The sequence below is a fragment of the Streptomyces sp. NPDC107538 genome, assembly GCF_055657445.1.
Window position 1 is genome coordinate 452055 of record NZ_JBVKAY010000003.1, and the last position, 14441, is coordinate 466495.

A 14441-nucleotide genomic window follows, 5' to 3' on the forward strand; every position below is an offset into this window, starting at 1 on the left:
AGGTCGCTCATGAACTCGAAGAGGGAGAAGGAAGGCGTCGCGTGACGACCACACAGACCCCACCCGCGCAGACCGCGCACACACCACCGCCCCCGCCGCCCCCCATGCGGCTGCGTGAACTCGTGTTCGGGGCGGCCGTCGCCGGCGCCCTCCGCGCGGCCGCCCGGCTGGGGGTCGCCGACGCCCTCGGCGACACCCCGCTGGCCGTGGACAACCTCGCGGCGGCGGTGAAGGCCGAACCGAAGCCGCTGCGGCGGCTGTTGCGGGCCCTCGCCTGCCACGGCGTGTTCACCGAACGGCCCGACGGGACGTTCGCGCACACCGACATGTCCCGGCTGCTGCGCGAGGACGACCCGCACAGCCTGCGCGCCATCGCCCTGTGGTGCACCGAACCGTGGACCTGGGACGCCTGGCCGAAGCTCGACGAGGCGGTGCGCTCGGGGCGCAACGTCGTCGAGGACCTGTACGGCAAGGAGTTCTTCGTCTACCTCAACGAGGACGCCCCGGAGTCGGCCGACGTCTTCAACCGGGCGATGACGACGTCCAGCGTCCAGTCCGCGCGGGACGTCGCCGACTTCCTCGACCTGTCGGGGAGTTCGTCCGTCGCCGACATCGGCGGCGGCCAGGGCCATGTGGTGGCGAGCCTGCTGGAGAAGTACCCGGCCCTGCACGGCACCCTGCTTGACCTGCCGCGCGTGGTGGACAACGCCGACCCGCGGCTGCGGCCGGGCGGCGCGCTCGCGGACCGGACCCGGGTCGTCCCCGGCGACTGCCGCGAGGCCGTCCCGGTCCGGGCCGACACCTACGTCATCAAGAACATCCTGGAGTGGGACGACGACAGCACCGCCCGGCTGCTGCGCAACGTCATCGGGGCGGGCGGCCCCGGCACCCGGGTCGTGGTCATCGAGAACCTCGTCGACGACTCGCCGTCGATGGGGTTCAGCACGGCCATGGACCTGCTGCTGCTCCTCAACGTCGGCGGCGCCAAGCACACCACCGGGAGCATGACCTCACGGCTGACGGCCGCGGGGCTGGTCATCGACGACGTACGGCCGGTCAACGCGTACCTCCACGCGTTCGACTGCCATGTGCCCGGATGATCCGTTCGCGGATGACACGACCGTGACCGCACAGGCCGCCGGACCCGCCGCACGGCGGGTCCGGCGGCCTGTCGGTGTGGTCAGGAGCGGCTGCCGTCCCGCTCCCACCGGTAGAAGCAGTTCGCCATCGCGTCCTTCGGCGAACGCCAGGTCGCCGGGTCGTACGCGGAGACGTACGCCGACAGCCGTTCGCTGATGCCCCGGAACTCGGGGTGTCCGGCGAGCTTGGTGATCGCGGGCGTGGGGTCCCGCTCGGACTCGACGAGGTGCAGGTACACGTCGTCGAACTGGAAGAGGCTGCGCCGGGAGACCCCGATGAGGTGGGGCAGCTCCCCCCGGTCGGACTCCTCGAAGATCTTGGCGATGTCCGGGGCCGCGCCCGGGGCCATCCGGGCGACGATCAGGGATTGGTGCATGGGTGTCGTTCTCCGTCCGAATACGGGGTCCGAATACGGGGTCGGGTGCGGCCGTCTCAGTCGGTCAGGCCCGGGGCGGCGCCCCGTTCGGCGGCGGCCTTCTCGATGCGGTCCCGGATCAGGGCCATCTGGACCTTGGAGTTCCGGTTGATGTTGTCGGTCATCCAGTCGTCGTCGACCGGCGCGTCCGGCTTCATCGAGAAGTCCTGCGTCCACATCATCCGCGTACCGCCCGGGACCTTCTCGTACTCCCAGAGGATGTTCATGTAGGCGAAGGGCCCGGTCTCGACGCGGCGGGCCTCCACGCTGAGGGTCTCCCGGTCCGCCTCGCGCTCCGAGACCCAGCTCCACACCTTGCCGTTCTCGTCCGGGTGCATGGTCAGCCGGAACGTCACCCGGTCGCCCTCCTGGGAGAGGATCTCGGCGGAGGCGTACTCGCTGAACAGCCGGGGCCAGTTGGCGACGTCGTTGGTCATGTCCCAGACCAGGTCGACGGGCGCGGCGATGGTGATCTCGTTCTGCGTGTGCCCGGCCATCTCAGGCACCCGCCAGAAGCGCGCTGTTGACCTGGTCGAGGAAGTCCCGGGGGCTCCGGCACTTCTCCGTGTCCGCCGGCATCGGCGTGCCGTACCGGTTCTCCAGCTCGCCGACGATGCCGAGCAGCCCCAGCGAGTCGATGCCGAGGGTGCCGAACTCGGAATCGAGGTGCTCCTCCAGCTCTCCCGGGGGCACGGTGACCCCGGCGGCCTTCTTCATGAGTTGGGACAGCTCTTCCACGGTGATGCGCTCGCTCATGCGTTCTCTCTCCTTGGTGTGCAGAGGGTGCGGGGTGGTCGGGGGCGGGTGGTCAGGAGGTGGCGCCGGTGCCGAGCCGCAGCACCAGCGCCGAGTTCGACCCCATGAGTCCCCGGCTGAGGACCAGCGCCGTGCGCGGCTCGGCGGCGCGGGCGGAGCCGGTGACGAGGTCGAGGTCGTGGCAGACGTCGAAGACGTTCGGGGTGGGCGGGATGACGCCGTGCTCCATCGCGAGCACGGCCGCGGCGGCGTCGAGGACGGCCGCCGCGCCGTTGCCCCGGCCCACGGCGGTCTTCGGCGCCGTGACGGGGACCCGGGTGCCGTGCGCGCCGAGCGCGTCGACGATCGCGAGGGCCTCGGCGCGGTCCGCCGCCGGGGTGCCGAGGGCGTCGGCGAAGACCACGTCGATCTCCTCCGGGGCGCAGCCCGCCTCGTCCAGGGCGACCCGGATCGCCTCGGCCAGCCCGCCCCGGGACTCCTCCCAGCGGGAGGCGCCGGTGAAGGTCGCCGCATGGCCCGCCAGCACCGCCCGCACGGGCGCGCCCCGGTCCCGGGCCGTCTCCTCGGCCTCCACGACCAGCATCGAACCGCCCTCGGCGGGCACGAAACCGCAGGCCGCGGCGGTGAACGGGCGGTAGGCGCGGTCCGGGTCCTCGACCGTGCTCAGCTCCTCGTAGCCGAGCTGGCAGACCACCGAGTAGGGCGCGAGCGGCGCCTCGGTCGCGCCGGCCACCATCACGTCCGTACCGCGCCGCACGGCCCGCGCCGCGTGCGCCAGCGCGTCCAGCCCGCCCGCCTCGTCGGAGGCGATCACCCCGCAGGGGCCCTTGAAGCCCCGGCGGATGGAGATCTGGCCGGTGCTCGCCGCGTAGAACCAGGCGATCGACTGGTACGGGCCCACGAAGCGGCTGCCCTTGGACCACAGCTGCTGCAGCTCCCGCTGGCCGAACTCGCCGCCGCCGGAGCCGGCCGCGGTGACCACGCCCACCGAGAACGGTGCCGCGTCGGTCTCGGGCCGGTCGAGCCGGGCGTCGTCGAGCGCCTGGTCGGCGGCGGCCATCGCGAAGTGCGTGAACCGGTCGGTCTGCACGAGATACCGCTCCTCGACCGCCGACGGCGGGTCGAAGTTCCGCACCTCCCCGGCCACCTTGAGCGGCAGATGCTCGCAGCCCTCGCGGGTGACCCGGTCCAGGACGCTGATGCCCTCCCGGGTGGACTTCCAGAACGTCTCGGTGCTGGTCCCGTTGGGCGCGACCACGCCGATGCCGGTGACGGCCGCGCGACGGGGACGCCGTTCGCTCCTCGTCGTCGTGGTCCTTGTGGTCATCGTGTCTTCTCCCTCGGCAGGTTCAGGACCACCGCGGACTGGAACCCGCCGAACCCGCTGCCCACCGAGAGCACGGTGTTCAGCCGCCGCTCCCGGGCGACGCGCGGCACATAGTCCAGGTCGCACTCGGGGTCCGGGGTCTCGTAGTTCGCGGTGGGCGGGACGACCTGGTGGGCCAGGGCCAGCGCACAGGCGACGACCTCGATGGCGCCGATCGCGCCCAGCGAGTGACCCACCATGGATTTGATGGAACTCATGGGCGTGTCATAGGCGTGCGCGCCGAGCGTCCGCTTCACGGCCGCCGTCTCGTGCCGGTCGTTCTGCTTGGTGCCCGAGCCGTGCGCGTTGACGTAGTCGACGGCCGTCCGGTCGAGCCGGGCGTGGTCGAGGGCGTCCTCGATGGCCCGCGCCATCTCCAGGCCCTCACTGGTCAGCCCGGTCATGTGGTAGGCGTTGCCGAAGGTGGCGTACCCGCTGATCTCGCAGTACACATGCGCCCCGCGGGCCCGTGCGTGCTCCAGCTCCTCCAGGACGAGTACGGCACCGCCCTCGCCCATGACGAACCCGTTGCGGTCCGCGTCGAAGGGGCGGGAGGCGTGGGCCGGGTCGTCGTTGTTGGGGGAGGTGGCCTTGATCGCGTCGAAGCAGGCCATGGTGATCGGGGAGATCGGCGAGTCCGACGCCCCGGCTATGCAGATGTCGGCCCGGCCCTCCTCGATCGTGTGGAAGGCGTACCCGACGGCGTCCAGGCCCGAGGTGCAGCCGGTGGACACGGTCTGCACCGGCCCGCGCGCCTCGAAGCGTTCCGCGACCGTCGAGGCGAGCGTGCTGGGCGCGAACGCCCGGTGCAGATGCCGCCCGGCCTCCCGGTGGTCCACGTCCCAGCGCTCCCCGCCATGGCTGACCAGCACGTAGTCGTGCTCCAGCCGGGTGGTGCCGCCGACCGCGGTGCCGAGGGAGACCCCGACCCGCCAGGGGTTCTCCGCCGCGAGGTCGAGACCGGAGTCCCGTACCGCCTCCTCGCCGGCCACCAGGGCGAACTGGATGTACCGGTCGCAGCGGGCGACCTGCTCCGCGTCCAGTCCGTGGGCCGCCGGGTCGAAGTCGCACTCGGCGGCGATCCGCGAACGCAGCCCGGACGGGTCGAAGAAGGTGATGCCACGTGTCGCCGTACGACCGTCGGCCAGGAGGTCCCAGAACGCCGGGACACCGATGCCGCCTGGGGCGACGATGCCTATGCCGGTGACCGCCACGCGCCTGGTCATGAGCGGACCTGAGGTCGCTCGGCAGCCCGCCCGGCGTGCGCCGCCTCCACCGGGATCGGTACGCCGTTCGCGTCCTCGGTGTCGACATGGCCGAGCGGCGGGCTCGGGGCCAGCGGGCCGAGGTGGAAGACCATCCGGGCCTCCACCTTGCCCACGTTGCGGAACCGGTGCCGCATATGGGCGGGGATCAACAGCCCCTGCTCGGGCCGGAGTTCATGGGCCTCGCCGTCGAGGTCCACCTCCAGCTGCCCGCAGATGACGTAGATGAACTCCTCGGAGTACGGGTGGTAGTGCTCAGCGATGCGGTCGCCGGGCGCCACGATGGCCACGCCCATGAAACCGCTGGTGGAGCCGACCGTGGTGGGGGTGAGCATGGCGCGCAGATCGCCGCCGCGCCGGGTGTTGGGCTCGACCTCGCTGACATCCACGATGCCGGGATGGCGATTGATCACGACGTTCCTCCGAACGTGAGGACGGGAGGGGATGGCTGAGGGGGTGCCGGGTCGTCAGGCGTCGGGCGCCCGGCGGTCGGTGACGAGGTCCATGCGGGCGACCGTCAGCAGCCGGGCCGGCGCGCCGTCCTTCGGCGAGCCGTCCGCGCCGAGCGCGCCGCCGTCGAGGAGGTCCGTCAGCTCGGCCGCGCGGGCCCGGTCGGTGAGACCGAGGACGGGGCCGGGGTCGTTGTCGATGCCGCCGCGTACGTCGACCAGGCGCACCACGATGTCGTCGCGCTGGAAGATCGTGCTGCGCAGCACCGGGCCCTGCGGGTCGTCCGCCGCCGCCTCGTCCTGCCGGGCCAGCAGCTCCGCCAGCCGCAGCCCGCAGCCCTCGCGGGCCGGGTAGTACAGGGCGTGCCGCTCGGCGTCCGGGCTCTCCTGACCGGCCGTGACATGGTGCACGGCGGGCAGCGCCGCGCGGGTGAAGAACACCCGGGCCGAATCGGGGTCGTCGAGGTCCCGGTCCTGCTCCAGATGGGGGTTGAGGGCCTCCTCGACGGCCCGCACCTCGGGCTGCCGGGCCACGTGCCGCAGCGCGGCGAGCAGGTCGCCCCGCACCTCGACGGCCCGCACGACCCGGTTGCCGTGCATGAACAGGGAGGTGCGGCACAGCCGGGTCGAGTCGTCGACCTTCGGCTCCGGCGCGGCGTAGTCGGCGAGGATCTTCGCGACGATCTCCTCGCTGCCCGGCTTCACCGTGAAGGTGAGCGCGTGCCGGATCAGACCGTCACCGATGCGGGGCGAGCTCTGCAGCCGGCGCTCGCCCGCCTCGGCCACCTCGGCCGGGCCGCCGGTCTCGCGGACGATGTGGAAGCGCAGCGAACGGGTGTCCCGGACGCAGTCGTGCAGCGGGCGCACCATCTGCACGTGCTCCTCGCTGTTCACCCAGGTGAGGAACGGCGGGGCGCTCTCCCACTCGCTGGTGATCAGCCATTGGGAGGGGTTCTCGATGGACTGGCACAGCTGGTCGCTGACGTGCCCGGGGACGGACGCGACCTGGTTGCACAGCTGCTCGTACGCCTCCAGGAACTGCTGCTGGGCCCCGTCGTAGACGTCCACGAGGAGGACGACCCGGAGCCGGGAGCCGTCGAAGACGGACTGGGAGACACGCTGCGACACCTGTCGCTTCAGCGTCTGGGTAAGCCGTTCGGACGTGGTGGTCATGCTGCGCACATCTCCTCGGTGGGGGGCAGAGACGAAACGGGGCGTCGGCCGGGGCGGCGTGACGTCACGTCGGCGTGCCTCGATCTTGAGCCCGCCCCTTCCGACGCGCGACTCGTATGCACTGCGCGGGTGACCGGGGCGTCGGGTGGATGACCGAGGCGCTGGGCGGGTGGCCGTGGCGGCTGGGTGGCTGGTCGGGGTATCGGGCGGGTGGCCGGGGCGTGGACGACCGAGGCGTCGGGTGGGTGACCGGTGTGCCGGGGCAGTGGTGGGGCTTCGGGTGAACGGCCGGGTCTTCGGGTGACCGGCCGGGCCTTCGGGGGCGCGGCCGGTCACGGTGGTTATCGCGCCCGGCACGGGTCAGGCCACGCTTCCGGCGGTCTTCCTGCGGCGCGCCGCGTACAGCCCGGTCCCGGCGACGGCCAGGACGGCCAGGCCACCGGCGGTCACGGCCGGCGAGGCGAGGCCGCCGCCACCGGTGTGCACCCCACCGCGGGGCTTCTCGTGACCGCCGCCCCAGGACTCCTCGTCCTGCTTCCCGCTCCAGGAGTTCTCCTCCTGCTTGACGGTGCCGGAGCCGGCCTCCTGCTTGCCGCTCCAGGAGTTCTCCTCCTGCTTCACGGCACCGGCGGCCGGGTCCTGCCGCACCGCGCCGGCGCTGTCGTCCTGCCGGGCGGGGCCGTCGGCGCCGTTCCCCTGTCCCTTCTCCTGCTCCTTGCTGTACGAGGAGTCCGCCTCGTCCCAGCCCCCGGAGGCGTACGCGCCGGGCGCGCCGAGTACGAGGACGGCCGAGGCCGCCGCAGTGACCATGAGCGTGCGAGCAGAGCGCATCTGACGATCCTTCCGTCGACGGGGCGGGCAGCTGGCGTTGCGTCAGCTGAGGTGACCCGCCCCCGACGTGATCCACCGTCAGCCAGCCGACTCCCCGTCACCACTCAAGGCGATCACTCGGGTGATCACTCGGGCGATCCGCCTGCCAGCAGCGTGGTCAGCACCTCGCGCAGGGTGGCCTCGGCGTCCGGGACCGGGCCCGGCGACCGCCACGCCACGAACCCGTCGGGCCGGACGAGCACGGCGCCACCGGCCGTCGTCCCGTGCACGGCCGCCCAGTCCGCGCCGCCGTCCTCGGGCGTCAGCTCGGCGTCGGGCCCGGTGCCGAAGCGGTACGGGGTGAGGGGGACGGGCATGGCCTCGGCGAGGCGGAGCGCGGCGGCGTGCCAGGCGCTGCCGCTGTTGCCGGTGTCGGCGCCCGCGTCGCTGAGCAGGACGAGTGAGCGCTCGTAGAGGTCCAGCGTGGAGACGGGTTTCCCCTGGTGACGTACCGCCATGTGGGGCGCCCGGCTGCCGGGTTCGGCGGAGAGGTCGAGGCGTTCGGGGACGACCGGGGTCGCGGGGTCGGCGCCGAGGACCGCGCCGCGCGGGTACCGGTAGCCGAGGGCCACGTCGAGGATGCCGCGCTGCGGGCCGCCGCCCCCGCCGACGCCGGGGGCCGGGGCGAAGCCGGGGTGGCTGTGCTCGACCGAGCGGGCTGCGGCACGGGCGCTGGTCGCCTCCGCCACCGGGCGGCGCTCGGCGTCGTACGAGTCGAGCAGGCCCTCGCCCGCCCAGCCGCCGAGCACGGCCGCCAGCTTCCAGGCGAGGTTGTGGGCGTCCTGGATACCGGTGTTGGAGCCGAAGGCGCCGGTCGGGGACATCTCGTGGGCCGAGTCGCCGGCCAGGAAGACCCGCCCCGAGCGGTAGCTGCGGGCGACGCGCTGGGCGGCGTGCCAGGGGGCCTTGCCGGTGATCTCGACGTCGAGATCCGGCACCCCGACCGCCCGGCGGATGTGCTCGACGCACCGCTCCTCGGTGAACTCCTCCAGGGATTCGCCGTGTTCGGGGTGCCAGGGCAGGTGGAAGACCCAGTTCTCCTTGTTGTCCACGGGCAGCAGCGCCCCGTCGGCGTCCGGGTTCGTCAGATAGCAGACGATGAACCGGCGGTCGCCCACGACACCGGCGAGGGCGCGGGAGCGGAAGGTGACGCTGACGTTGTGGAACAGGTCGCCGGGGCCGCTCTGGCCGATGCCGAGCTGTTCGCGGATCGGGGAGCGGGGGCCGTCGGCGGCGACGAGGTAGTCGGCGCGGATCGTGGTGTGCTCGCCGGTCTCCCGGCTCTTGACGAGCGCGGTGACACCGGAGGCGTCGGTCTCGAAGGACAGCAGTTCGGTGCCGTAGCGCAGATCGCCGCCGAGCCGTTCGGCGTGCTCCAGCAGCACCGGCTCCAGGTCGTTCTGGCTGCACAGGCACCAGGAGCTGGGGCTGAAGCGGGCGAGGCCGCCGCCCGCGTCGATCTCCTTGAACAGCCACTCGCCCGCGTCGCCGACCAGGGTGGGCGCCTGCAGGATGCCGTGGTTGTCGGCGAGGGTGGCGGCGGCCTTCCGGATGCCCGGCTCGACACCGGCGGTCCGGAACAGCTCCATCGTGCGGACGTTGTTGCCCCGGCCGCGTGGATGGATGGAGGTGCCGGTGTGCCGTTCGACCAGGGTGTGCGGCACCCCGAGGCGGCCCAGGAACACCGAGGTCGACAGGCCGACGAGGGAACCGCCGACGATGAGGACCGGGACGTGGGGGGTGGGGGTGCCGGTGGGGTCGGTCCGATCAGGGCTCTGCCGCATCGGTTTCATCGGTCTCATCGGGTTCATCGCGTTCATCGCTCAGCTCCAGCGCGTCGTGTCCGCCGACTCGGCCGGGTAGGGCCGGGGGCTTCATCCATGCCCCGCACGTGCCCCGCACCGGGAGAACGGGACCGGGCTTCACCCGCTTAGGGGCGGGCCGCTCATGTACTCGGATGGAGCTGAGTACTTGTGCTCTGGGCGGAGAAGGGGCGTGCCGGGAGGCTGGGTTCATGAGACAACGACTCCTCGGAACCGTCCCCCAGCTGCTGTCGGCCCTCGTGACGACCGTCGCCTCGCTGACCCTCTGGGCCGTCTGGCTGGGCTGGGACCAGCACCGCGACCTGCATCCTGACGGTTCGTCGACCGGCCCGTACGAGGCATGGCAGGTCGTCGGCCTGGTGCTGACGCTGCTGCTCCCGGTCTACTGGGCGGCGTCCCGAGGGCACGTCCTCGGCGCGGTCGCCGGCACCACGATCGGCCTGACCGCGGCCTCCTTCTACGACTGGTCGGACGACGCCAGCGGCCTCTACATGGTCGGCGTCACGATGGTGATGCTGGGGAGCGTCGCGGTCACCACGGGGCTCTCGTTCCTGATCGCGGCCATCGGGGACCGGCCTCGGCCGACGGCACCCGTGGCGGCGTAGGAGTCAGCGGCTGTCGTAGGAGCTAGCGGGCTTCGTAGGCCTCCGGGTCGAAGTGGGACAGGCGGCGGCGCATACGGCCGGTCGACCAGGGCCAGCTGAAGCTGTTGACGCCGTTGACGTCGAGGTAGTAGCTGGAGCAGCCGCCCGCGTTGTAGACGGTGGAGGGGAGCGCCTGCTGGACCTCCGCCTGGAACGCGGCCTGGACTTCGGGGCGTACGTCCATGCTGGTCCAGCCCGCCGTGCGGAAGTGGCGTATCGCGCCCGCCACGTACGCCAGTTGGGCTTCGAGGACCGCGTACGCGGAGGAGTGGCCGGTGCCGAGGTGTGGCCCGAGGAGGACGAAGGCGTTGGGGAAGCCGGTGACGGTGGTGCCGAGGTAGGCGTCCGGGCTGCCCTTCCAGTGGTCGTCGAGGCTGGTGCCGTCGGCGTCGAACACCCGCTGGGCGATGGGCATGTCGAGGATGTGGAAGCCGGTGCCCAGGACGATCGTGTCGACGTCCGCGCGGCTGCCGTCGGCGCCGATGATCCGGCGGCCCTCGACGGCCTTCACCGCCGTCGCGTGCACGGTGACGTTGGGCCTGGTCAGGGCCGGATAGTAGGTGTTGGAGAGGAGGAGGCGCTTGCAGCCCAGGGTGTAGTCGGGGGTCAGTGCCCGCCGCAGGGCCCGGTCCTTGACGGTGGCCCGGAGGTGCAGGGTGCCGATCTTCTGCACGGCCCGCAGCAGGGCCGGGTGGCGGAAGCCGACGCCGAGGGCCTCCAGGGCCGCGTACTCCGCTGTGCGCAGGGCCCGTTGGGCGCCGGGGACGGTCCGCAGCAGCCGGCGTTCGGCGCGCGGCACCGGGTGGTCGGGCTTGGGCAGCACCCACTGGGCGGTGCGCTGGAAGAGGTGGAGCCGGCCGACGCGCGGCTGGATCGCGGGCACGAACTGCACGGCCGAGGCGCCGCTGCCGACGACGGCGACGCGGGCGCCGGTGAGGTCGACGTCGTGGCGCCAGCGCGAGGAGTGGAAGACCTCGCCGGGGAAGTCGGCGAGGCCGGGTAGGTCGGGGAGCAGAGGCTCGTGCCAGGGTCCGGCCGCCGAGATCAGGATGCGGGCGGTGTAGGTGTCGCGGGTGGTCTCGACGCGCCAGTGGGACTCGGCCGGGTCCCACTGCGCCCGGGTGACCTCGGTGCCGTAGCGGATGAGCGGCGTGATGCCGTACGCGGCGGCCGTGCTCCGGAGGTAGGACCGGATCTCGGGCTGGCCGGCGAAGGCCCGGGTCCACTCCGGGTTGGGTGCGAAGGAGTACGAGTAGAGGGCGGACGGCACGTCGCAGGCGCACCCCGGGTAGGTGTTGTCCCGCCAGGTGCCGCCCAGCTCGGCCGCCTTCTCGACGATCACCAGATCGCGCACGCCCGCCTCGCGGAGCTTGATCGCCGCACCGATGCCGGAGAGGCCACTGCCGATGATCAGGGCGTCGGTGTGGCGGGTCTCGGTGCTCCCGGTGCTCCCGGTGCTCCCGGTGCTCCCGGTGCTCTTGGGCCGCGGCATCTCAGGCTCCTGTACGGGCGTCGGTGGTGGGGGCGGGCTCGTCCACGGCCTCGCGGGCGAGGGCCCGGGTGGTGCGTAGGGCGGTTTCCAGGACGGTGAGGCGGCGGTCGGGGTTCATGAAGTTGCCGCCCATCACCACGAGGTCGGCGGGGGTGGGCTCGATGCGGACGACGCGGGTGCCCGTCGCCCGCAGCGCGGCGCACTCCGCGTCGAGGGTGCGGGTCATGACGCGGCGCAGCAGCGCCTCCGCCCGGCCGAGGCCCCGGCGCGGCCCGGGGGTGCGGGAACTCATCGGCGCGATCACGTACACCTCGTCGAGCCCGCTCGGGACCAGCAGGTCGGCGGAGGCGGTGGAGAGGATGCCGCCGTCGGCGTACCGCCGGCCGTCGATGCGTACGGGCGGGAACCAGCCCGGCACCGCCCAGGACGCCCGGAGCGCGTCCCGCAGGGCGGCCGGGCGGGTGTCGGGATGGCCGAAGACGGTACGGCGTCCCGTGTCGAAGTCGGTCGCCACCAGCCAGGTCGCCGGATGCGGGACCCATTGCCCGGCGGGGGCGAGGGAGTCCGCGAGGGCCGCCAGCCATCGGGCGTCGCCGCGGCCCTGGGGGAGCAGACCGGAGAGCCCGGCCAGGGTGGGGGCGGTGCGGCGCAGGGCGCGGCGGGCCAGCCCGGGGGAGCCGGGGAAGACGGCGGGCCGGGGTGGGAGGGCCCGGGGTGCGGAGGCGAGGTGCCGGAGGAGTTCGGGGCGGGCGTCCTCGCGGCCCAGCTGGGCGGCGAGCAGGTCCTCGACGCCGACGCCCGCGCCGAGCAGGGCCGCCACCTCGGCCCCGGCGGAGGTGCCCACCAGCACCTCGGCCTCGCGCGGGTCCCAGTGCGTGGCCCGCTGGAGGGAGTGCAGGGCGGCGATCGTCCAGGCCGCGCCGAGGGTGCCGCCGCAGCCGAGGACGAGGCCTCGGGAAGGGGTGGTGCGCGTGCGCGTGCTCGTGGCTGTGCTTCGGACGGTCACCGCGTTCACATCCAGACACTGGGGTACTCGGGGGATCCGGATACCAAGGAGATCCGGATACTAGTGGTATCCGAAATGCTTGGACAGCCCCTGTCGGAGATAAGATCCGGGAACTCCGAGAGCCACCTGGAGAGGGAGCGAGAGATGGCCGCCCGCCTCAGCCGCGCCGAGAGTCAGGGACGTACGCGCGAGCGGCTCGTCGCGACCGCGCGGCAGCTGTTCCTCTCCCACGGCTACGCCGCCACCTCGCTCAGCGATGTCGCGGAGACGGCCGGCTACTCCAAGGGCGCCGTCTACTCCAACTTCCGCAGCAAGGACCATCTCTGCCTCGCCGCGCTGGACGACATCCGGGCCGAACAGCTGGGGCTGCTCACGGACGCGGTCATGGGCGAGGCCGGGATCGAGGACCGGCTGACCGCCTTCGCCGCGTGGGCCGAGGCGCACATCGGCGACGAGGCCTGGACCACGCTGGAGGTCGAGTTCCTCACCAGCGCGCGGCACGACGAGGAACTGCGGGGCGAGATCGCCGTACGGGTCGCGGTGATCCGGGACGCCCTCGCCCAACTCCTCGACGCGCTCGCCCTGGAGCTGGGCGTCACCCCGGCCATGCCCGCCGACCGCGCCGCGATGACCCTCCTCAGCCTGGGCATAGGGCTCGGCGTCCAGCGCGTGGCCGACCCGAGCGTGCCGACGGCCGTGCTGACGGAGACGTTGCGGCTGGTGCTGCGGATGGGCGACGAGTGACCGGGTAACCGGGCGAACGAGCGGCCGGGTGGACGAGTGGCCGGGTGGTTCAGGCCCGCCCCCGCGACTCCGCCGCCCGCCGGGCCAGGGAGTCGAAGACCACCGCGACGAGCAGGACGCCTCCGGTGATCATGAACTGGACGGCGGGCTGGACGCCGAGGAGGGCCATGCCCGAGGCGATGGACTGGATGATGAGGACGCCCAGCAGCGCGGACCAGGTCGAGCCCCGGCCGCCGAAGAGGCTGGTGCCGCCGATGACGGCGGCGGCGATGGCGTTGATCAGCAGCATCCCGGAGCCCGGGACCTGGGTCGCCGAGGTGAGCCGCGAGGCGACGAACAGTCCGCCGACCGCCGCCAGCGTCCCCGACACCACGAACACCCAGATCCGTACGCGCGACACGTCCACGCCGGACCGCCGGGCCGCCTCCACCCCGCTGCCCAGTGCGAGGACCCGCCGGCCGTGGACCGTACGGCGCAGGAAGAGGTCCGAGACGACGAGGACCACGAGGAAGATCAGCAGCGCCAGCGGCAGGCCCTCGAACCGGCCCAGGACGGCGACCGTGGCGAACGAGACCGCCGCGAGCAGCGCCGTACGCACCCAGATCTCGCCCCGCGCCCGGTACGGCATCCCGGCGGCGGCCCGGCGGGCTCGGTCGCGGAGGCAGAGGAGGACGTAGACGACCGGGCCGAGCGCGGCCAGGCCGTAGGTGACGGCGGGGGAGCTGAAGGAGCGGCTGGTCAGCTCGGCCACCAGGCCGTCGCCGCCGAAGCTGATGGAGCTCTCCGGGCCGAGGAGGTAGAGCATCAGGCCGTTCCAGGCCAGCAGGCCCGCGAGGGTGACGACGAACGCGGGTACGCCGATCTTGGTGAACACGAAGCCGTGGAGCGCCCCGGCCGCCGCGCCGCAGGACACCGCGACGAGCACGGCGAGCCCTTCCGGCATGCCCTGGTTCACGTTCAGCGCCGCGAACATCGCGCCGGAGAGGCCGGCCAGCGAGCCCACCGACAGGTCGATCTCGCCGATCAGCAGCACGAAGACGACGCCGACCGCGACCATGCCGGTGCCGACGATCTCCACGCTGAGGACGGACAGATTGCGGGGGGAGAGGAAGTTCTCGTTGAGGCTCTGGAAGACGATCCAGGTCACGGCGAGGGCGAGCAGCGCGGGTGCCGGGCCCAGCTCCCCCTCGCGCACCCTCCGGCGCACGGCGTGGGCGTACGCGCGGGGGCGCTCGCCGTACCACCGGTGTGCTGCGTGCGACCCGTGTGCGGCGTGCGACCGGTGCGCGTGGTTCTGA

At 72.9% G+C, this 14441-nt stretch carries 15 protein-coding genes; 3 read left to right on the plus strand and 12 right to left on the minus strand.

Features of this window, described 5'->3' with window-relative positions:
* Window positions 1-104 precede the first annotated feature (104 nt).
* Entirely contained in the window at window positions 105-1100 is a 996-nt protein-coding gene (locus ACZ7MG_RS12525) for a methyltransferase (RefSeq protein WP_471382945.1), read from the plus strand.
* An 80-nt stretch (window positions 1101-1180) separates the two neighbouring features.
* On the opposite strand, the gene ACZ7MG_RS12530 is transcribed toward ACZ7MG_RS12525, so the two are convergent.
* From ACZ7MG_RS12530 to ACZ7MG_RS12570, 9 genes are all read right to left on the minus strand, one after another.
* On the minus strand, window positions 1181-1516 hold the full coding sequence (locus tag ACZ7MG_RS12530) for a TcmI family type II polyketide cyclase (RefSeq protein WP_471382019.1): 336 nt from the start codon (window positions 1514-1516) through the stop codon (window positions 1181-1183).
* Window positions 1517-1572: 56 nt separating this feature from the next.
* Window positions 1573-2052: an SRPBCC family protein gene (locus tag ACZ7MG_RS12535; RefSeq protein ID WP_471382017.1), complete on the minus strand. Its 480-nt coding sequence runs from the start codon at window positions 2050-2052 to the stop codon at window positions 1573-1575.
* Window position 2053: 1 nt separating this feature from the next.
* Window positions 2054-2311, minus strand: coding sequence for an acyl carrier protein (locus ACZ7MG_RS12540; RefSeq protein WP_471382016.1), 258 nt, complete (start codon window positions 2309-2311; stop codon window positions 2054-2056).
* A 52-nt stretch (window positions 2312-2363) separates the two neighbouring features.
* On the minus strand, window positions 2364-3638 hold the full coding sequence (locus ACZ7MG_RS12545; RefSeq protein ID WP_471382015.1) for a beta-ketoacyl synthase N-terminal-like domain-containing protein: 1275 nt from the start codon (window positions 3636-3638) through the stop codon (window positions 2364-2366).
* On the minus strand, window positions 3635-4903 hold the full coding sequence (locus ACZ7MG_RS12550; protein WP_471382013.1) for a beta-ketoacyl-[acyl-carrier-protein] synthase family protein: 1269 nt from the start codon (window positions 4901-4903) through the stop codon (window positions 3635-3637). The genes ACZ7MG_RS12545 and ACZ7MG_RS12550 overlap by 4 nt, the downstream gene beginning before the upstream one ends.
* On the minus strand, window positions 4900-5277 hold the full coding sequence (locus ACZ7MG_RS12555; protein WP_471382943.1) for a cupin domain-containing protein: 378 nt from the start codon (window positions 5275-5277) through the stop codon (window positions 4900-4902). Before ACZ7MG_RS12555 ends, ACZ7MG_RS12550 begins: the two co-directional genes overlap by 4 nt.
* Window positions 5278-5409: 132 nt before the next feature.
* On the minus strand, window positions 5410-6564 hold the full coding sequence (locus ACZ7MG_RS12560) for a SchA/CurD-like domain-containing protein (RefSeq protein ID WP_471382011.1): 1155 nt from the start codon (window positions 6562-6564) through the stop codon (window positions 5410-5412).
* A gap of 360 nt (window positions 6565-6924) precedes the next feature.
* A complete protein-coding gene (locus ACZ7MG_RS12565) occupies window positions 6925-7395 on the minus strand; it encodes a hypothetical protein (protein WP_471382010.1) in 471 nt (156 codons plus the stop codon).
* A 125-nt stretch (window positions 7396-7520) separates the two neighbouring features.
* On the minus strand, window positions 7521-9227 hold the full coding sequence (locus ACZ7MG_RS12570; RefSeq protein WP_471382941.1) for an FAD-dependent oxidoreductase: 1707 nt from the start codon (window positions 9225-9227) through the stop codon (window positions 7521-7523).
* 221 nt (window positions 9228-9448) lie between these two features.
* On the opposite strand from ACZ7MG_RS12570, the gene ACZ7MG_RS12575 reads away from it, so the two are divergent.
* Window positions 9449-9862 (plus strand): hypothetical protein, encoded by a 414-nt coding sequence (locus ACZ7MG_RS12575; protein WP_471382008.1) that lies wholly within the window; start codon window positions 9449-9451, stop codon window positions 9860-9862.
* Between the two features lie 22 nt (window positions 9863-9884).
* On the opposite strand, the gene ACZ7MG_RS12580 is transcribed toward ACZ7MG_RS12575, so the two are convergent.
* Window positions 9885-11393: a flavin-containing monooxygenase gene (locus tag ACZ7MG_RS12580; protein ID WP_471382006.1), complete on the minus strand. Its 1509-nt coding sequence runs from the start codon at window positions 11391-11393 to the stop codon at window positions 9885-9887.
* A gap of 1 nt (window position 11394) precedes the next feature.
* Entirely contained in the window at window positions 11395-12399 is a 1005-nt protein-coding gene (locus tag ACZ7MG_RS12585; protein ID WP_471382004.1) for a patatin-like phospholipase family protein, read from the minus strand.
* A 144-nt stretch (window positions 12400-12543) separates the two neighbouring features.
* On the opposite strand from ACZ7MG_RS12585, the gene ACZ7MG_RS12590 reads away from it, so the two are divergent.
* Window positions 12544-13143 (plus strand): TetR/AcrR family transcriptional regulator, encoded by a 600-nt coding sequence (locus tag ACZ7MG_RS12590; protein ID WP_471382002.1) that lies wholly within the window; start codon window positions 12544-12546, stop codon window positions 13141-13143.
* Between the two features lie 49 nt (window positions 13144-13192).
* Here ACZ7MG_RS12590 and ACZ7MG_RS12595 read toward each other — a convergent pair whose 3' ends face one another.
* The gene (locus ACZ7MG_RS12595; protein ID WP_471381999.1) at window positions 13193-14350 is read right to left on the minus strand and encodes a sugar ABC transporter permease; all 1158 of its coding nucleotides are present in this window, start codon (window positions 14348-14350) and stop codon (window positions 13193-13195) included.
* Window positions 14351-14441: the final 91 nt, after the last annotated feature.